The sequence below is a fragment of the Marinoscillum sp. genome (assembly GCF_040222955.1).
Taxonomy (GTDB): Bacteria; Bacteroidota; Bacteroidia; order Cytophagales; family Cyclobacteriaceae; genus Marinoscillum.
Genome location: NZ_JAVKCA010000021.1, coordinates 371,846 through 390,384, shown reverse-complemented (window position 1 = coordinate 390,384; position 18,539 = coordinate 371,846). Strand labels below are relative to the sequence as shown.

Here is an 18,539-nt window from a genome sequence, read left to right as displayed (position 1 = left end):
AAGTGTTAAATAATTTCTACTTCCTTCTTTTCTGTTTTTTTACCTTTCATGCTCATCTGCGGAGTGATGAATGGGATACTCAGGCCTTTCATGAGCATATTCCAGTAGATCCATCTAAAGCCTAGTTTGCCCAGATGATTGAGCTTATTCTCTTCCAGTAGTTTGAGTGGCCCGAATCCGTCGATCGGAAATTTTCCCGGTAGGGGTTCTGTATCATAGTTAAAGTCGATCAGCATGGCCTTGCCGTTGCCTGTTTCCACAAAACAATTGGCGTGCCCGTCGAAATCTTCCACAAGAGGCGTCCCGTCGATGTAGCGCAGAATGTTCTTCAGGAGAATTTCGGACTCAAAGTGAGCCACAGACCCGGCTTTGGAGGTGGGTAAGTTGGTCGCATCTCCCAGGACAAAAATGTTCAAAAATGCTTCAGACTGCAGGGTGTGTTTGTTGGTGGGGACAAAGTTTAAGTCATCACCCAAGCCTGATCTGAGCATCAGATCATCACCCATATTGGTGGGTATTGTCACCAGTAGATCGAAGGGCACTTCCTTTTCATCCCAGGAAACAATTTTCTTGTTTTCATTGTCCACCCGGGCGATGGCAAAATCAGGCACAATATTGATCCCTTTTTCCTTGAGCAGGTAGCCCAGTTTGGAGGCGGCTTTTGGCTTGGTGAAAGCACCATCCAGTGGAGTCACATAGTCAATAGTGACCCGGTCGCGCATGCCTTTGCTTTTAAAGTAGCTATCTGCGAGAAATGCAAACTCAAGAGGAGCCACAGGACATTTGATGGGCATTTCGGTAATGTGAACTACCAGCTTCCCGCCATCCCAGTTGTCGAGTTTTTCTCGGAGATTATGGGCTCCCTCGAAGGTGTAAAAATCAAAAACTGACTGATGCCATTCCGGACCACTCATTCCTTCCACTTCTTCCGGCGCTATGCGGCTGCCGGTGGCGATGATCAGCAGGTCGTAGGCTATAGATGTTCCGTCATTCAGGACCACCTTGTTGTCCTTGCCTATGATTTGTTCAATGCCCTGTTGGATGTATTCGACTCCCTTGGGGATGTATTCTGTGATTGATTTGAAGCAATCCTCCGGTTCGTAGATGCGAAAAGGGAGGAAGAGAAACCCCGGCTGATAGTAGTGTTTCTCGCGTTGATCCACGATGGTGATTTTCCATTCCTGAGGTAATTTCCCAATGAGGTGGTTGGCCATCATGGTGCCGGCGGAGCCAGCTCCCAGTATCAGTAGATTTTTCATGACTCTTCATTTAAAATGTGATACAAAGGTGCGCCCTGCGGCGATGGGTAGAAATGACGGATGTCACGAGATGAAGTGATTATTGATAGGGTCAACTACGTGAGGAGAGTTGATTTCATTGAAAAGTGGATGCGGTAGCAGGAAGTGAAAATGATTGATGCTTCGACGGAGCTCAGGCATTGTCTCTGTGAGCACTGGCATTGTCACTCTGAGCTCCGTCGAAGGATAAGACAATGCTCGTCAAAGAGGAATACAATGACATCCATCCTCGCCATCTGTGTTCGACAGGCTCACCATGACAGATGGGAAGACGTGCCTACACAATCGATCTATCTCTGGGCCTCTTACCAGATGAGATTCCCGCCTGCGCGGGAATGACGGTTCTCACAACACAATCACCGAGCTCTTCGGGATTTGAAATCCCGGAAGAAAGAGAAAGAGGATTTATAATCCGGTTTTTTAATGCAAGCATAACCTCAAAAATCCATGGACAGCCCAAAGCAGGTTGCAAATCTGAGCTGAGACACAATCGGAATCCTCTTCATTAGTCAATAAAAACAAGATCAAGTAAACCTTTCTCTCCTGCATAATCCCTCGCTGAGCTATACCGGTAATGCTCTGGTTCTGATACTATTTCTGCTTTTACCGGGTTCATGTGGATGTAATCTAGTTTCTGATCAAGAAAGTGATTGGAGGTGATTTCCTTGGCGTCATTGCCATCCTGCCAAAATTTATAATTCTTGATTTTCGGATTGTACCTGCCACTAAATTCAAATCGATCAAGCACCCATTTTCGTCTGCTTTCTGGTTCTTCCTGAATTGAAGCAATGATTGTTTTATTGGTGAATTTTTTGAAGTCACGAAGAATATCAGAAAGGTTATGCTCTTCGTCAGCCGAGGCAATGAGGTGTAAATGGTTCGACATCAGGCACCATGCATATAATTCGAGACCTTTCTGTTGTTGGCAGTATTTGAGCGAGTTGACTATATGGTGTTTGTATACAGGACGTGTAAACACATCCACCCAGTCAACTACAGTTAAGGTTAGAAAGTAGAGATAACCTTGCGAGATTCGATTTTTGATTCCCATTGGATGAAAATAGTGATAATTAAGGGATTATAAATCCCTTAACCCGTAAGATTCGGATAGCATATCCGAATCAGCTGGTATTGCTGCCGGCCTGGGCGTGTTATCAGTTCACCATCCTCCCGAATTGCTCCACTTTACCACTTTCCCCCACCATCCCCACACAAATTTCTAATCGCTCCACTTTTCCCCACCGGGTGGGGTATTTGCTCCTGTTTTGTACAATTCCAGCTTAAAGTAGACCAATTCTACGTCCTGTCATCCAGTGAGTTAACCTGCATATTCACCGTATTGGTCGAAAAATCAACGATTATGGCTTAATTTCAAAGTTTTTATAAAAAGTGGAGTAAAGTGGGGGGTTGTGGTTGACTTTGTCATACTTTTTGATACATTTGTATTGGTGGTTTATATTTTTCTAGCTCTGTGAGAGCAGAGCAAACTCAGACATGGCTTTTTTTACAAGCGAGTATGAGTGCAAATTGGATACTAAGGGTAGGCTAGTCTTACCTGCGAAGATTAAGTCTAGTCTACCCGAGGTTTCCACGCACGAACTCATTATCCGAAAAGGATTTGAGCAAAATCTGATCCTGTATCCAATGTTAGAATACAAAAAGATACATGCCAAGATAGCTGCGCTCAGTGAGTTCAACGCAGAGCAGAGAAAGCTAAAACGCAACTTCTTCAGGAGCATCCAGCAGGTGGATTTGGATAGTGCAGGACGATTATTGATCCCCAGGCAGATGCTCGCTCATGCCGGACTAGACAAGGAATTGATCCTGATAGGGATGGGCAATTACATTGAAATGTGGAACCCTCAGCTTTTTGAGGAGCATCAGATAGATGATTCGGAAGAGTACTCGGCACTGGCCCAGAAATATCTGGACGAGTAAATGAGTACCTATCACACACCGGTCTTATTGGCACAGTGCATTGATGCACTCGATATCAAACCCGATGGAATCTATGTAGATGTCACCTTCGGTGGCGGGGGACATTCCAAAGAGATACTCAGCAGACTCGATACGGGGATGCTATATGCTTTTGATCAGGACGCTGACGCAAAGGCCAACGCTGAAGCATTTCGGCAAAATCGTTCTTTCACATTTGTAGAATCCAACTTCAGACACCTGAAAAGGCAGCTTCGCTTTTACGGGGTGAAGCAGGTAGATGGCATTCTGGCAGATCTGGGGGTTTCCTCTCATCAGTTGGACGAAGGGCAGCGGGGATTTTCTACCCGCTTTGACGGTGCACTGGACATGCGCATGGATCAGGGTGCGGCGGTCACTGCCCGCGACATAGTCAACGACTATGAGCAGGATGACCTCATTCACATCCTCAGTGCCTACGGGGAGATCAAAAATGCTCGCACACTGGCAGCAGCCATCATCCGGGCACGGGGCAGCAAGGCCATCACCCGAAATGAGGAACTCAGGGAAGTAGCCCTGAAAGTGGCGCCCAGAGGAAAGGAAATGAAGTACCTGGCACAGCTGTTTCAGGCCATCCGCATCGAGGTAAACGATGAGATGGGTGCCCTGCGGGAGTTTCTGGAGCAGACCGCCGAGGTGATCAGGCCTGGAGGAAAGCTGGTGGTGATGAGCTACCACTCCTTAGAGGATCGCCCGGTCAAAAACTTTGTGAATTCAGGGAATATGAAAGGACAGGTGGAGCAGGATTTTTATGGCAATGTGATCAGACCCTTCACCCCGGTGACGCGCAAGCCAATCATACCGGATGAGGAGGAGATAGAAAGAAACAAAAGAGCACGCAGTGCAAAATTGCGAATAGCAGTGCGCAGTGAAGATAAAAAATAGAAAATACCAGAGGGTCTGTGCGAGCAGACCAAAAGATTAAAAAAAATGGCAACCAATACGTACAAAATACCAGGCAAATCTTCAGGCAAACAGGGGAGCTTCTTCACCCTGCTGGAGCGGTATTTACCAATGGACGAATCATTGGCAGAGGTGATCCACGTACGTTTCCTCCCACAAATCCTTTTCATCTGTGGGCTGTGCATCGTCTACATAGGCAGCAGGCACTACGCAGAGAAGAAAATCAGATCTATCAGCCGACTGGAAACCCAGGTGGAGGACCTGCGTGCAGATTTCACCACACTCAAGGCCGATTACAAATACGCCAGCAAACAGTCAGAAGTGGCCAAGCAAGCCCGGTCACTGGGTCTGGTGGAAAGTGATGTTTCACCCTACAAAATCATTGTCGCTGAGGAATGAGTATCAAAAAAGCCATATTGCTCCGAGTCAGGATCGCATTTATGCTGGTATTCTTGTTTTCTGCAGGGATACTTTTTCGCATTATCACCGTGCAGTATGCAGAGGGTGATAAGTGGAGAGGGTATGCCGAGACCATGGGTTTGCAGGTAATGAAGGTAAATGCCACGCGTGGCAATATCTATGCCGATGATGGCAGCCTGTTGGCGACCTCTTTGCCCTTCTATCAGGTGGCTTTCGATCCTTACCTTCCGGGAAAAGAGCTTTACAATGCGCACATAGATTCCTTGTGTTACCTGCTCGCCGATTTTTACGGAGATCAGTCGCCCGCTCAGTATCGCCGCAAAATAGATGCGGCACGCAAAGAGCGGAGGCGGTACATGGTGCTCAACCGGCAGGAGGTCGGGTACCAGGAGAAAAAAATGATTGAGCGCTGGCCCATCTTCAGGGAAGGGCGGTTGACAGGCGGGATTATCTTCGAGAAGGTGGAAAAAAGATTTCTGCCTTTTTCGCATTTGGGATACCGAACAATTGGGACGGTCAATTCCGACAACCGCGGCGTAGTGGGGCTGGAGTACAGCTTCAACAGAGAGCTGGGAGGCCAGAATGGAGAGGCACTGTTTCAGAAGATGGCTGGCGGGGGCTGGAAGCCTGTGTATGACGGGTCGGAGATTCGCCCCAAAGACGGCTATGACATCCAGACCACCCTCAATGTCAACCTGCAGGATGTTACCGAATCGGCACTCTACAAAGCACTACAACGCCACCAGGCGGACTATGGTGCGGTGATCCTCATGGAAGTGAAAACCGGCGAGATCAAGGCCATCTCCAACCTGAGCAGAAACAGCAAAGGAGAGTATTATGAGCGCTACAACTATGCTGTGGGCAGCCAGGGTGCCCGTGAGCCAGGGTCTACTTTTAAGCTGGCCAGTATGATTGCGCTGTTGGAAGATAGCGACATCAAGCTGACAGACACCATCGATACTGGCAATGGTGCTATGAAGTTTTTCAATGAGACCATGAAGGACCACAAGCCGGGAGGTTATGGCATCCTCACTGTGAAGGAAGTGTTTGAGAAAAGCTCCAACATCGGTACAGCCAAGCTGATCACCAGGCATTTTGGAGACAATCCATCCAGGTATACGGATTACATCAAAAATATTGGACTCGATCAGCCGTTGGGCTTCCAGATGGTGGGTGAGGGGATTCCTTACATCAAGGATCCTTCGGACAGTACGTGGAGTGGGATCTCGTTGCCATGGATCTCCCATGGCTATGAGCTTAAGATGACCCCTCTGCAAACGCTGACTTTGTACAATGCGGTGGCCAACAATGGAAAAATGATTCAGCCTATCATCGTGAAAGCGGTGAAAAAAGCCAACAGGAACATAGAAAAATACGAGCCCAAGGTGCTCAATCCGAAGATCTGCTCCAAAAGCACGCTGCGGGATGTGAAACTGATGCTGGAAGGCGTGGTAGAGCGGGGTACCGCTTCCAATATCTACAATGAGAAATACAAAATCGCTGGTAAAACCGGTACCGCCAAGAAGGTGGTGAACGGGCGCTATACCAATGCCTACTATACGTCGTTTGCCGGATATTTCCCGGCGGATGATCCAAAATACAGCTGCATTGTGGTGATCGATGATCCTAAGGGCTATCAGATCTATGGTAGCGATGTGGCGGCTCCGGTATTCAAGGAGATCGCTGACAATATCTATGCCCTGGAGACCGAGCTGCATCAGGAGCTGCCGGATCAGCGTACACAGTTTGCGGGTATTTTCCCGGTGATCAGGTCTGGCAAGCAGGACGAGCTGAAAATGATCGCTAACGAATTTGGAATTTCTAACCATTCCCAAACGGAAGCCAGCTGGGTGACTACCGACGTGGTGAATCATTCCGTGTTTTGGGAAGACAATACGCCCAAGGCGGAGCGGATTCCGGATGTGCGGGGCATGACCCTCCGGGATGCCATTTACGTGCTGGAAAATGCCGGACTGAAGGTGAGCGTACAGGGCAGAGGCCGGGTAGCGAAGCAGTCCATTGTGCCGGGTACGAAATTTTCAAGAGGAACGAACATAAAGCTGGAGTTGAGTTGATGAAGACGCTGAAAGACATATTATACGGAGTATCCCTTACTGAACTGCACGGTGATCGTGAGCGGGAGATCTCGTCTTTGGCGTTTGATTCCAGACGGGTGAAAAAGGGAGGTCTGTTTATCGCCATTAAAGGGCTGAATGTAGACGGACACGATTACATCGGGACCGCTGTGGATATGGGGGCAGTGGCCATCCTTTGCGAAAACTTACCAGAGAAGAGAAAGCAGTCAATAACGTACATACAGGTGGATAATAGTGCTGCTGCGATGGGAATCGTGGCAGCCAATTTCCATGACAATCCTTCCAGAAAGTTGAGCCTGGTAGGAGTAACTGGCACCAATGGTAAAACCACCACTGCGACATTGTTATTCCAGCTCTTTCAGCAGCTGGGCTACAAGGTGGGTTTGTTATCCACTGTGGAGAACAAGATTGACCACAAAGTATTAGATGCTAAGTTCACCACGCCAGACAGTCTGCAGCTCAATGAGCTGCTGGGGGAGATGGTGAGTCAGGGATGTACCCACTGTTTCATGGAAGTAAGCTCTCATGCCCTGGTACAGCATCGCACCAGTGGTCTACAGTTTGCGGGGGGCATTTTCACCAATATTTCCCATGATCACCTGGACTATCACGAAACCTTTGAGGCCTATATCAAAGCCAAGAAGATGCTTTTCGATAAGCTCCCCAAGGAGGCTTTTGCACTCGTGAATGCAGATGATAAGCGCGGGATGGTGATGTTGCAAAATACCAGGGCGGAGAAAAATACCTATTCCCTGAAATCGATGGCGGACTTCCGGGCGAAGATCCTGCACAATACCCTGCAGGGTTTGGAGCTGGATGTGGACGGAATCAGCGCCTGGTTCAAACTGATTGGTGACTTTAATGCTTATAACCTGCTGGCGGTTTATGCGGCGGGTGTACTGCTGGACGAAGAGAAAGAAGAAGTACTCACGGCCCTGTCGCAGATAGATGGAGCCCGTGGACGATTTGAGCAGGTCTACAATCCCAATAACATTTTGGCCATTGTGGATTATGCGCATACGCCGGATGCATTGGACAATGTACTGCGGACGATAGATAAACTACGCACGAGGCAGGAGACGGTCATTACAGTGGTGGGTTGTGGTGGAAACCGTGACAAAGCCAAGCGTCCTGAGATGGCTCGTATCGCGGCGGAGTTTAGCAATAAGGTGATTCTTACCTCGGATAATCCAAGGGATGAAGACCCGGCGGTAATCCTGGAGGAGATGATGAAAGGGGTACCCAAGGTGGCTCAGAAGAATACCATGATCATTCAGGACCGGAAAGAGGCCATCCGCACGGCATGTAACCTGGCGGGGAAGATGGATATCATCCTGGTGGCTGGCAAAGGACATGAAACTTATCAGGAAATAAAAGGAGTGAGAAATCACTTTGACGATAAAGAAATATTAAACGAAATGCTGAATGGCCAATAAGACTATGGACTCTTTCAACCATTGACCATTGACCATCTTAAACTAATGACTGAGTAAAATGCTGTACTACCTGTTTGACTTTTTAGATAAACAATTTGACCTGATGGGGGCTAGCGTATTTCGCTACATCTCCTTTCGGGCGGGTATGGCTGCGGTGATTTCTTTGCTCATCACCATCGTATTTGGTAAGCGGTTTATCAATGCTCTCAGGAACTTTCAGATGGGCGAATCTATCCGTGACCTTGGGCTGAAAGGCCAAATGGAAAAGCAAGGCACACCCACCATGGGCGGAATCATGATCATCTCTGCGATCATCATTCCTACACTGCTTTTTGCTCAGATCGGCAATGTATACGTGCAGCTCCTGCTGATCACGGCCTTGTGGATGGGGATCATAGGTTTTACAGACGATTACCTCAAGATCAAGAAGAAAAACAAGGATGGTCTGAAAGGCAATTTTAAGGTGATTGGGCAGGTAGGACTGGGCTTACTGGTAGGCCTGGTGATGGTGATGCACCCCGATGTGATCATCCCCGAGCTGGGCGGCATGGGCCTTGAGGACAGCAGCTCCATTGTGACCACTATTCCTTTTTTCAAAGACAATGAATTTCAATACGACTGGTTGTTACCTTATTTCTTAGAGGATTATACCTGGTTGATTTACGTGTTGGTGGTGATTTTCATCATCACAGCAGTATCCAATGGCGCCAATATCACTGACGGACTCGACGGACTGGCGGCCGGTACATCAGCGATCATCGGCCTCACGCTGGCCATCCTGGCATACCTGTCAGGTAATGCGGTTTTTGCGGAATACCTGAACATTGCCTTCATCCCCAATTCAGGAGAGCTGGTGATTTTCAGTGCGGCTTTTGTGGGAGCCTGCATTGGTTTCCTTTGGTACAATTCATACCCCGCGCAGGTGTTTATGGGCGATACGGGGAGCCTTTCACTGGGTGCCATCATTGCCGTATTGGCTTTGGTCATCAGAAAGGAGCTTCTTATCCCGGTGCTGTGCGGCATTTTCCTGATCGAAAACCTGTCGGTGATCATTCAGGTGTCTTATTTCAAATATACGCGGAAGAAATACGGAGAGGGGCGAAGGGTTTTTCTGATGTCTCCGCTGCATCACCATTACCAGAAAAAAGGATGGCATGAAGCCAGAATCGTGACCCGCTTCTGGACCGTGGGCATCCTGCTGGCTATTCTCACTTTGGCAACGCTTAAACTTAGATAAACCGATATGACTCTGGAACAACTCTCTCGTCTCAATGAAAAATTTCAGCAGAAAGCCTCAGGTCTGGCCGAACTGCTGCCGGGCAGCAATTTGCTGACCTTCTCTACCACCATCATCAGAACCACCAAAAAGCTGGATGTGGTACTGAAAAAGGTTTTAGGGGCAAAATCAGAAGGAAGTTTCTATACCCAGATAGAGGCCATGGAAGAGGAGATGGATGAGTTGATCTTCATGATGGATAGGCTGGATGAGGCCAACCGAAAAAGAAACATTGGTACCATCACAGATGTGGTAAAGGCAGGATACGAGCTGGTATCTCTTTATTCACTGTGTTGTGATCAGATTTTAGAAAGAAAGACTAAAAAACAAGACGAAATTGAATGAGTAAATCTATTGCCATATTGGGAGCAGGCGAAAGCGGAATTGGTGCGGCCATACTAGGGTTGAAGCACGGATATCGCGTCTTTCTGTCAGATGCAGGAGCCATTTCTGCGGACAGAAAGCTCGTGTTGCAATCCTATGGGATAGATTTTGAAGAAGGCGGACACACTGAGGACATCATATTGGCCTCAGATGAGGTGATCAAAAGCCCGGGTATTCCTGATAAGGTACCCATGATTAAGGCGCTGGCGGCAAAGGGAATTCCAGTCATATCGGAGATCGAGTTTGCTTACAGATACATTCCTCAGCATGCCAAAGTGATCGCCATTACCGGCACCAATGGAAAAACCACGACCACACTCCTCACTTATCACATCCTGAAGTCTGCAGGTTTGAAAGTGGCACTTGGTGGCAATGTGGGGGTGAGCCTGGCCAAGCTGGTGGCCGAGGGGGATTATGATTATTTCGTGGTGGAGGTGAGCAGCTTCCAGCTGGATGGTATTGTGAAGTTTAAACCGAATGTGGCAGTGCTGCTCAATATCACACCTGATCACCTGGACAGGTATGATTACGACTTTCAAAAGTACGTGGCATCCAAGTTCAGAATCACCGAGAACCTCAGTCATGAGGAGTCTTTCATCTACTGCGCAGACAGTGAGCCGGTAACAGAGGAAGTGGCCAAGCGCAAAATAGAGGCTTGTCTCTTTGCTATTTCGGCCACTAAAAACCCGAAATGGGAGGCCTATATGGATGATGAGCACCTCATTTTCAATTACCGATTTAAAGAAAAGGATAAGAAACATACCATTCCGGTATCGGAAATCTCCCTGATCGGTAAACACAACATGATCAATTCCATGTCGGCGGTGCTGAGCGCCCTCACCATGGAGGTGTCCATAGAACAGATATTGAAAGGCCTCAAAACCTTTGTGAATGCACCTCACCGGCTGGAGTTCTGTGGAGAGATCGATGGAGTGGGCTTTATCAATGATTCCAAGGCCACCAATGTGGATGCTGTCTATTATGCCTTGGAAGGCATTCGTCAGCGAATCATCTGGATTGCCGGCGGGATAGACAAAGGAAATGAATATGATCAAATCGCTGCGCTCGTGGCTGACAAGGTCAAAGGGCTGATTTGTCTGGGGGTGGATAACAGTAAGCTGACCGACCGGTTCAGTACCACGGTGGAGACCAGAGAAACCCGCAGCATAGAGGAGGCGGTGAGTTTGGGGTATGAAATGGCTGCCAGTGGAGAGGTGGTGTTGCTGTCGCCTGCCTGTGCCAGTTTTGATTTGTTCAAAAACTATGAGGACAGAGGTGATCAGTTTCGCGTGGCGGTGAAAAATTTGAAAGAGACTAAAAGAGCAAAAGTATGAACGTGATCAAAGATTGGGCATACAAGAACTTAAAAGGCGATCCGGTGATTTGGTTCATCGTATTTCTGCTGTCTATGCTGAGTATTTTGGTGGTGTACAGCTCCACAGGTAGCTTGGCTTACAAAATGATGGAGGGTGATACGGAGTATTACCTGTTCAAGCATTCTGCGTTGGTGATGTTGAGTTTGCTGGCCATGTGGGTGGCACATAAGATAGACTATCGCTATTATGCGAAGCTGTCCCGGCTGGCACTTTGGTTGTCCTTGCCGCTGCTGTTATTTACCTGGCAGTTTGGAACCAACATCAACGAGGCCTCCAGATGGATCACCATTCCCCTGATCAACCAGGCCTTTCAGCCTTCGGATTTGGCCAAACTCGCGCTGGTCATCACTTTGGCCAGTATGTTATCCAGACGTCAGAAGAGCATTGATGATTTTCAGAAAGCCATCATACCCATTTTGGTATGGATTGGGCTGATTTGTGCACTGATTGCCATGACCAACGTGTCAACGGCCATTTTGCTTTTTGGTACTTGTATGCTGATGCTTTTTATCGGACGGGTACCCATGAAATACCTGGCCATCCTCATGATTATCGGGGTGATTGCGGGTGGAGTGGCGCTTACATTCGGACAAAGAACAGGTACAGCGGTGAGCAGGGTGCAGAGCTTTTTCAGCGAAGATGAGACACCATTCCAGGCCAAGCAGGCATACATTGCCATTGCCACCGGAGGACTTACCGGAAAAGGCCCGGGACAGAGTGACCAGAGAAATTATTTACCCCATCCATATTCAGATTTTGTGTTTGCCATCGTGCTGGAAGAGTACGGGCTTATTGGGGGGATCACGGTATTGTTCCTTTATTTGGGACTGCTCTACCGGGGCATGAAGGCGGCCGCTGAGAGCCATAGGGCTTATGGAGGGTTACTGTCCGCCGGGTTGTCCTTTGCGCTGGTCATGCAGGCCATGGTCAATATGGGTGTGGCGGTTGGTTTGGGGCCCATCACCGGATTGCCCTTGCCACTGATCAGTATGGGAGGTACCTCGCAGCTCTTCACCGGGCTGGCACTGGGGATCATTTTGAGTGTGAGCCGTGGTGAGATAGATGACATTGGTTCGCCACTGGCGAATAATTTCAAGTCAAAAGAACGAATTAAAGAAGCAGCATAATCGAAAAGCAAGAGACATATCGTCCATTACCATTGCGGATCATGATAAGTGGGGGCGGCACAGGCGGCCACATTTATCCTGCTATTTCCATTGCTCAGGCCCTTCAGGACATGGTGCAGGATGTAGAGATTCTGTTTGTGGGGGCACAGGGTAAAATGGAGATGAAGAAGGTGCCTGAAGCGGGATTTCAGATCGTAGGCCTTTGGATCAGTGGCATTCAGCGGAGTTTGTCTGCGCAGAATCTGATGTTCCCATTCAAAGTGATGTCCAGCCTGTTCAAAGCTTTTGGTTTGATTCGTTCATTCAAACCCCATGCGGTGATCGGTGTGGGTGGGTACGCCAGCGGGCCATTGCTTTATGCGGCTTCCGCCAAAAAGGTGCCTACACTCATTCAGGAACAAAACTCCTACGCCGGCCTCACCAACAAATGGCTGGCTGGCAGGGTGGATAAGATTTGTGTGGCCCACGGAGGCATGGAAAAATACTTTCCGGCCGAAAAGCTGGTAGTGACCGGAAACCCGGTTCGCAAGACCATTTTGCTCAAACCTGATCTGAAACCTTCTGCTTATGAGTTTTTCGGATTGGATTCATCCAAAAAGACAATCCTGATCGTGGGTGGCAGCCTTGGGGCGCGATCCATCAACGAATTTATCCTGGCCGGGTATGATCGCCTGGCAGCTTCAGGTTATCAGGTGATCTGGCAGACGGGGGGATATTATTTTGAAGAGATGAAGCGTAGGGTAACCAATCCCACAACGAATATTCTATTGAAGGACTTTGTACGGGAGATGCAATATGCCTACGCCGTGGCGGACGTGGTGATTTCACGGGCCGGAGCTTTGTCCATTGCCGAGCTGATGCTCACGGGCAAGCCTAGCATACTGGTACCCAGCCCCAATGTGGCAGAAGATCATCAAACCATCAATGCTATGGCACTGGTGGAGCGTGATGCTGCCGTGCTGGTAAAAGATAATGAAGCAGCTGAAAAGCTGATTGACACGGCGTTCGAACTCATCGAGGATGAGGACCGAAAGCGCATATTGAGTGAAAATATTAAGCGTATGTCTCACCCGAACTCGGCCAAAGACATAGCCAACGAAATATTGAAATTGATCGCATGAAGCTGAAAGACATACAAAGCGTATATTTTATTGGGATCGGCGGCATAGGCATGAGCGCCATCGCGCGTTGGTTCAATCAGCGCGGCGTGAAAGTGGGCGGCTATGACCGGGTAGATACCAATCTCACCACACGCCTGTCTTTGGAGGGCATGTGGGTGCACTATGAGGACAACCCGCGTAATATCCCGGCAGACTTCATGGACAGGGAGAAAACCCTGATCATTTACACGCCAGCCGTTCCGAAAAAGCATGAGGAACTGAGATACTTCCAGAAAAAGAAGTTTATTGTGATGAAGCGCTCCGAAGCACTGGGAATCATTTCTAAAAAGCATTATACGGTAGCTGTGGGTGGCACCCACGGAAAGACTACCACTTCTTCTATGGTGGCGCACCTGCTCAACCAGTCGGAGAAGGGCTGCTCGGCCTTTATTGGGGGTATCATGACCAACTATGACTCCAACCTGATTGTGGGCGGGGAGGATGCCCCTGTGGTAGTGGAGGCCGATGAGTTCGACCGGTCATTTCTGTGGCTGTCTCCCAACTACACGGTAGTTACGTCGGTAGATCCTGATCACCTGGATATTTACGGCGATGAGGAGCAGATGAAAGACGCATTTGGTGAATTTGTGAAGCTCTCAGGTGAGGATGGTAATACGTTGATTCACCATGCGGCAGCAGAGAAGATCAACATGCACCTGGAGAACCTCTACTACACCTACGGTATTGATAAGGGTGATATTCAGGCCAAGGCACTCAGAGCTGTCAATGGCATGTTTGTGTTCAACTATCATGGCAATGAGGTGATCAAAGACCTGACACTCTCCGTGCCTGGTTTTCACAATGTGGAGAACGCTGTGGCAGCCGTGAGGGTGGCGCTGGATATGGGCATGGATCCCGAGACGATCAAAGCGGGCATAGCCAGCTACAGAGGGGTGAAGCGTAGGTTTGAATACATTATCAAGGATGAGAAGTTCACCTTTATAGATGATTATGCGCATCATCCTACGGAAATCACTGCATTTCTCAAGTCTGTCAAGGCACTATTTCCCAGAAAGAAACTGACCATCATCTTTCAGCCGCATTTGTTCAGCAGAACGAGAGATTTTCAGACGGGCTTTGCAGAAAGTTTGTCTCTGGCCGATGAAATAATCCTGTTGGATATCTATCCGGCTAGGGAAGAACCTATCCCCGGTATAACTTCGCAGATCATTTTCGATAACATCACCAGGGAGCAGAAAGTCCTGTGTGAAAAGTCAGAATTGATGGAGGTGATGGCCACCAGGAATGTGGAGCTGTTGTGTACCATTGGAGCAGGAAATATTGATCAGGAAGTACCAAAACTGAAGAATTACTACCTAAAAAAATACGAGATTGAATCGTGAGCTAAAAACCATATTGTTCCTTTCTGTTTCAGCAGTTATCATGCTGGTGATCATTGGATTCACCGGGGTGAAAAATGGGGCGAAACCCGTGAATGATGTGCTGGTGAATATCCAGGATCAGAATGGCGATTTCTTTACCGACAAGCTGGAGATTATGAACTTGATCAATGCCGGTAATACTGATTATGTAATGGGGCAGTCTATCAGTATGCTGGACCTGAAGGCTCTCGAGCATAGGGTGGAGGCCAACCCTTTCGTGAAAGAAGCACAGGTCTATAGAGATGTAAAAGGGAACCTGGTAGTGAATGTGGAACAGGCCCAGCCGATTGCCAGGATTTTCAATCGCAATGGCCCGGATCAGTACATTGACATGGACGGCACGCTGCTGCCTACCAATGCACGGCATACGGCGCGGGTACCAATTCTGGAACTGGAACGCTCATTTAGCTGGGCCAAAAACATTACAGAGACCGACTATGGAAAAGATATATTGAATATGCTGAAGTACGTGGAGGAGGATGAATTTTGGAGGGCACAGATTGCCCAGATAGTGATCGCCAAAGATGGAGAGCTGACGTTGCTCCCACAGGTGACCAAGCAGGAAATTAAATTCGGAAAGCCAGATGACCTGGAAGGGAAGTTTAGAAAACTTAAGATTTTTTACAAAGAGATCTTGCCAAACAAGGGGTGGAATACCTACAGTTTGGTAAACCTCAAGTTTAAGGATCAAATCGTCTGTGAATAAAAATATGAGTCTTCGGACTGAAACTGAAAATTGCTAAAGAAATGGAAGATAAAATCATCGTCGGACTGGACATAGGTACCACCAAGATATGCGTCATCGTAGGGCGTAAAAATGAATTTGGTAAACTGGAAGTGTTAGGTATGGGAAAGGCAGTATCCGACGGAGTGATCCGCGGGATTGTCACCAACATTGACAAGACAGTAAATGCCATTGAGAAAGCTGTGGTTGAGGCCAGCGAGCAATCCGGTATTGATATCCGGGTGGTCAACGTGGGCATAGCCGGTCAGCACATCAAGAGCGCAGTACATCACGGGTCCATCACCCGCGACAGTGATGATGAGATCACCGTGGAAGATGTTAATCGACTGACTAATGACATGTACCGCATCGTGATTCCTCCAGGGAGTGAGATCATCCACGTGATGCCCCAGGATTATATCATCGACTATGAAGATGGCATCAAAGACCCTGTGGGAATGTCAGGAGTGAAAATGGAAGCTGACTTCCATATCATCACGGCACAGACCAACGCCATCAATAACATCAATAAGTGCGTACGCAGAGCGGGCCTCGATATTGAAAATCTGATCCTGGAACCTTTAGCATCCAGTTTGGCGGTTTTGAGTGATGAAGAAAAAGAAGCCGGCGTTTGTCTGGTAGACATTGGTGGTGGTACCACCGATATTGCGGTATTCTATGACAACATCATCCGACATACGGCAGTCATTCCTTTTGGTGGTAACATCATTACGTCAGACATCAAGCAGGGCTGCATGGTGATGGAGCATCAGGCGGAGCAGCTGAAGACCAAATTTGGACGGGCCATTTCCGAGGAGGCCAATCCAAATGAGATTGTGTCTATCCCCGGATTGAGAAACAGAGCACCCAAGGAGATTTCATTAAAGAACCTGGCCCATGTGATCGAAGCCCGTATGGAGGAGATCATAGAGATGGTGCACACCGAGATCATTACCTCTGGTTTTCATAAGAAACTGGCGGCTGGTATCGTAGTGACCGGTGGTGGCTCGCAGCTGACCAATTTACAGCAGTTGTTTGAGTACATGACCGGACTGGATACACGCATTGGCTATCCAAATGAGCATTTGGGTAAGAGCAAAGTAGATGCCGTGAAGAGCCCGATGTATGCTACTTCAGTAGGTTTGGTGCTGTCCGGCTTCAGGGCCATCGACATCAGGGAAGACCGATACAATGAGAAAATAGCTAAAGGCAAGGCTTTGAAGCCTCGCAACAAGCAAGGCGCTAAGTTTTTTCAGAATATTCTGGAAAAGACCAAGGGACTTTTGATCGATGATATCGACGATGAAAAGGATTATTAATAAGATAGAGTATTTGAAAATTGATAGAAGGACTGTTCGTCATTCAGCCTTCGAATATTAAACGATAACGTCATGGCAGAAAATATGTATCAATTTGATTTACCCACACACCACAAATCCATCATTAAAGTGATCGGAGTAGGTGGAGGAGGAAGTAACGCCGTAAATCACATGTATAACCTTGGGATCAAGGATGTAGAGTTTGTGGTTTGCAACACAGATATTCAGGCGCTGGAGAGTAGTCCGGTGCCTAATAAGCTTCAGCTGGGAGTGAACCTTACAGCAGGTCTGGGAGCAGGAGCAAATCCTGAAAAAGGAAAGCATGCAGCCCTCGAGTCTACTGAAGACATTCGTGAGATGTTGTCTGAAGATACCAAAATGGTCTTTATCACTGCCGGAATGGGTGGCGGCACAGGTACAGGAGCCGCTCCGGTGATCGCACAGATTGCCAAGGAGATGGATATCCTTACTGTGGGCATTGTCACAGCGCCCTTTATGTTTGAAGGTCGTAAGAAAATTCAGGCTGCTAATGATGGTATTGCTGAGCTAAAAGCCAACTGTGATACCGTTCTTGTCATCCTCAATGACAAGCTGCGGGAGATTTTTGGTAACCTGCCGATCAGGGAAGCCTTTGGGCAGGCAGATAATGTATTGACCACTGCGGCCAAAGGCATTGCTGAAATCATCACAGTCCCTGGTTATGTGAATGTGGATTTTGAAGATGTGAAGACCGTCATGAAAAATGCAGGAGCTGCTGTGATGGGCTCTGCACAGACACATGGTGAAAACAGAGGCCGACGTGCCGCTGAAGAAGCCCTCAATTCGCCGCTGCTCAACAATCAGAATGTGAACGGAGCGGATAAAATCCTGCTCTCCATCATGTCTGGTGAGGACGCTGAGCTGCAGATGGATGAGCTGGCGGATATCACCGATTACATGCAGGAGTTTGCTGGTGAGGATGCTGAAGTGATCTTCGGTCACGGTGTGGATGCTGACCTGGGTATGAACATTCGGGTGACGGTCATTGCCACTGGCTTTGGTGGGGTACAGGAGATTCAGCCTGTGGCCAGAAAACAAAATACAACACCAGCACCTGACTCCAAGCGAGTATACGACCTGGAGTCTTCTCGTCAAATCAGACTTTTTGATAGCTCTAAGGACGAGGAAGAAGAAGATGAGGAAGATTTTGAAGAGAAGAAAGAAACGCCCAGGAAGGATACCTTCACCTACGATTTCCTCAAAGACGAAATCAAGAAGGCTGTAGAGGAAGAGGATGAGCTGGACGACAATGATTTTGAGTTTGACCTGGGAGGCGGCTATGAAGTGTTTGATGAAAGCGACGAGGAGGAAGAAGATGAGAAGGAAGCAGAGGATGATTTTTTCTCGATAGAGAGCCTGGAGCGGGGCCACAGCCCTTCTAAAAAGCTGGAGCTGATGGAGCAGCGCAGAAAGCGCGAGCAGATGCTGGAGGGAACCAGCAAGGAGGATCTTTCTACTCAGAACTTTAAAGAGAAATTTGATGTGCCGGCTTACGAGCGCAAAAAAGTGACTTTTGCGAAAGTGCCACACAGTTCCGAACGTAACATTTCAAAGTTCAATCTCACAGACGATAATCAGATACTTGGAAACAATAAGTATCTCCATGACAATGTAGATTAAGGCAG

16 protein-coding genes are annotated in these 18,539 nt (G+C 48.1%); 14 read left to right on the top strand and 2 right to left on the bottom strand.

What is annotated here, in order from left to right:
• Nucleotides 1-5: 5 nt before the first annotated feature.
• Nucleotides 6-1,259, bottom strand: a complete 1,254-nt coding sequence (locus RIH33_RS19355; RefSeq protein ID WP_406651307.1) for an NAD(P)/FAD-dependent oxidoreductase — start codon at nucleotides 1,257-1,259, stop codon at nucleotides 6-8.
• Between the two features lie 544 nt (nucleotides 1,260-1,803).
• On the bottom strand, nucleotides 1,804-2,349 hold the full coding sequence (locus RIH33_RS19350) for an REP-associated tyrosine transposase (protein WP_406651308.1): 546 nt from the start codon (nucleotides 2,347-2,349) through the stop codon (nucleotides 1,804-1,806).
• A gap of 443 nt (nucleotides 2,350-2,792) precedes the next feature.
• On the opposite strand from RIH33_RS19350, the gene mraZ reads away from it, so the two are divergent.
• The 14 genes from mraZ to ftsZ all read left to right on the top strand — a co-directional run bounded on the left by mraZ (nucleotide 2,793) and on the right by ftsZ (nucleotide 18,534).
• The gene (gene mraZ / locus RIH33_RS19345; RefSeq protein WP_406651310.1) at nucleotides 2,793-3,236 is read left to right on the top strand and encodes a division/cell wall cluster transcriptional repressor MraZ; all 444 of its coding nucleotides are present in this window, start codon (nucleotides 2,793-2,795) and stop codon (nucleotides 3,234-3,236) included.
• Complete coding sequence (gene rsmH, locus RIH33_RS19340; RefSeq protein ID WP_406651311.1) at nucleotides 3,237-4,157, top strand: 16S rRNA (cytosine(1402)-N(4))-methyltransferase RsmH; 921 nt, start codon at nucleotides 3,237-3,239, stop codon at nucleotides 4,155-4,157. It abuts the gene before it with no gap.
• Nucleotides 4,158-4,202: 45 nt separating this feature from the next.
• A complete protein-coding gene (locus tag RIH33_RS19335; protein WP_406651312.1) occupies nucleotides 4,203-4,574 on the top strand; it encodes an FtsL-like putative cell division protein in 372 nt (123 codons plus the stop codon).
• Nucleotides 4,571-6,670 (top strand): penicillin-binding protein, encoded by a 2,100-nt coding sequence (locus tag RIH33_RS19330; RefSeq protein ID WP_406651313.1) that lies wholly within the window; start codon nucleotides 4,571-4,573, stop codon nucleotides 6,668-6,670. The genes RIH33_RS19335 and RIH33_RS19330 overlap by 4 nt, the downstream gene beginning before the upstream one ends.
• Nucleotides 6,670-8,127, top strand: a complete 1,458-nt coding sequence (locus RIH33_RS19325) for a UDP-N-acetylmuramoyl-L-alanyl-D-glutamate--2,6-diaminopimelate ligase (protein ID WP_406651314.1) — start codon at nucleotides 6,670-6,672, stop codon at nucleotides 8,125-8,127. The genes RIH33_RS19330 and RIH33_RS19325 overlap by 1 nt, the downstream gene beginning before the upstream one ends.
• A gap of 58 nt (nucleotides 8,128-8,185) precedes the next feature.
• The gene (gene mraY, locus RIH33_RS19320) at nucleotides 8,186-9,364 is read left to right on the top strand and encodes a phospho-N-acetylmuramoyl-pentapeptide-transferase (protein ID WP_406651315.1); all 1,179 of its coding nucleotides are present in this window, start codon (nucleotides 8,186-8,188) and stop codon (nucleotides 9,362-9,364) included.
• Nucleotides 9,365-9,370: 6 nt separating this feature from the next.
• Entirely contained in the window at nucleotides 9,371-9,748 is a 378-nt protein-coding gene (locus tag RIH33_RS19315; RefSeq protein ID WP_406651316.1) for a hypothetical protein, read from the top strand.
• The gene (gene murD, locus RIH33_RS19310; RefSeq protein ID WP_406651318.1) at nucleotides 9,745-11,121 is read left to right on the top strand and encodes a UDP-N-acetylmuramoyl-L-alanine--D-glutamate ligase; all 1,377 of its coding nucleotides are present in this window, start codon (nucleotides 9,745-9,747) and stop codon (nucleotides 11,119-11,121) included. The genes RIH33_RS19315 and murD overlap by 4 nt, the downstream gene beginning before the upstream one ends.
• Nucleotides 11,118-12,290 (top strand): FtsW/RodA/SpoVE family cell cycle protein, encoded by a 1,173-nt coding sequence (locus tag RIH33_RS19305; RefSeq protein WP_406651319.1) that lies wholly within the window; start codon nucleotides 11,118-11,120, stop codon nucleotides 12,288-12,290. Before murD ends, RIH33_RS19305 begins: the two co-directional genes overlap by 4 nt.
• Before the next feature lie 41 nt (nucleotides 12,291-12,331).
• Nucleotides 12,332-13,411, top strand: a complete 1,080-nt coding sequence (gene murG, locus RIH33_RS19300) for an undecaprenyldiphospho-muramoylpentapeptide beta-N-acetylglucosaminyltransferase (RefSeq protein WP_406651320.1) — start codon at nucleotides 12,332-12,334, stop codon at nucleotides 13,409-13,411.
• Nucleotides 13,408-14,793 (top strand): UDP-N-acetylmuramate--L-alanine ligase, encoded by a 1,386-nt coding sequence (murC, locus tag RIH33_RS19295; RefSeq protein ID WP_406651322.1) that lies wholly within the window; start codon nucleotides 13,408-13,410, stop codon nucleotides 14,791-14,793. Before murG ends, murC begins: the two co-directional genes overlap by 4 nt.
• The gene (locus tag RIH33_RS19290) at nucleotides 14,783-15,538 is read left to right on the top strand and encodes a cell division protein FtsQ/DivIB (protein WP_406651323.1); all 756 of its coding nucleotides are present in this window, start codon (nucleotides 14,783-14,785) and stop codon (nucleotides 15,536-15,538) included. Before murC ends, RIH33_RS19290 begins: the two co-directional genes overlap by 11 nt.
• Nucleotides 15,539-15,579: 41 nt before the next feature.
• Nucleotides 15,580-16,875 carry a cell division protein FtsA gene (gene ftsA / locus RIH33_RS19285; RefSeq protein WP_406651324.1) on the top strand — a complete coding sequence of 432 codons (1,296 nt, stop codon included), beginning with the start codon at nucleotides 15,580-15,582 and terminating at the stop codon, nucleotides 16,873-16,875.
• Nucleotides 16,876-16,947: 72 nt separating this feature from the next.
• Nucleotides 16,948-18,534 carry a cell division protein FtsZ gene (gene ftsZ, locus RIH33_RS19280; protein WP_406651325.1) on the top strand — a complete coding sequence of 529 codons (1,587 nt, stop codon included), beginning with the start codon at nucleotides 16,948-16,950 and terminating at the stop codon, nucleotides 18,532-18,534.
• Nucleotides 18,535-18,539: the final 5 nt, after the last annotated feature.

Excerpts from the sequence above, each read along its gene's own strand:
- RIH33_RS19355 (WP_406651307.1), bottom strand. The coding sequence starts at position 1,259 with ATGAAAAATCTACTGATACTGGGAGCTGGCTCCGCCGGCACCATGATG.
- RIH33_RS19350 (WP_406651308.1), bottom strand. The coding sequence starts at position 2,349 with ATGGGAATCAAAAATCGAATCTCGCAAGGTTATCTCTACTTTCTAACC.
- mraZ (WP_406651310.1), top strand. The coding sequence starts at position 2,793 with ATGGCTTTTTTTACAAGCGAGTATGAGTGCAAATTGGATACTAAGGGT.
- rsmH (WP_406651311.1), top strand. The coding sequence starts at position 3,237 with ATGAGTACCTATCACACACCGGTCTTATTGGCACAGTGCATTGATGCA.
- RIH33_RS19335 (WP_406651312.1), top strand. The coding sequence starts at position 4,203 with ATGGCAACCAATACGTACAAAATACCAGGCAAATCTTCAGGCAAACAG.
- RIH33_RS19330 (WP_406651313.1), top strand. The coding sequence starts at position 4,571 with ATGAGTATCAAAAAAGCCATATTGCTCCGAGTCAGGATCGCATTTATG.
- RIH33_RS19325 (WP_406651314.1), top strand. The coding sequence starts at position 6,670 with ATGAAGACGCTGAAAGACATATTATACGGAGTATCCCTTACTGAACTG.
- mraY (WP_406651315.1), top strand. The coding sequence starts at position 8,186 with ATGCTGTACTACCTGTTTGACTTTTTAGATAAACAATTTGACCTGATG.
- RIH33_RS19315 (WP_406651316.1), top strand. The coding sequence starts at position 9,371 with ATGACTCTGGAACAACTCTCTCGTCTCAATGAAAAATTTCAGCAGAAA.
- murD (WP_406651318.1), top strand. The coding sequence starts at position 9,745 with ATGAGTAAATCTATTGCCATATTGGGAGCAGGCGAAAGCGGAATTGGT.
- RIH33_RS19305 (WP_406651319.1), top strand. The coding sequence starts at position 11,118 with ATGAACGTGATCAAAGATTGGGCATACAAGAACTTAAAAGGCGATCCG.
- murG (WP_406651320.1), top strand. The coding sequence starts at position 12,332 with ATGATAAGTGGGGGCGGCACAGGCGGCCACATTTATCCTGCTATTTCC.
- murC (WP_406651322.1), top strand. The coding sequence starts at position 13,408 with ATGAAGCTGAAAGACATACAAAGCGTATATTTTATTGGGATCGGCGGC.
- ftsA (WP_406651324.1), top strand. The coding sequence starts at position 15,580 with ATGGAAGATAAAATCATCGTCGGACTGGACATAGGTACCACCAAGATA.
- ftsZ (WP_406651325.1), top strand. The coding sequence starts at position 16,948 with ATGGCAGAAAATATGTATCAATTTGATTTACCCACACACCACAAATCC.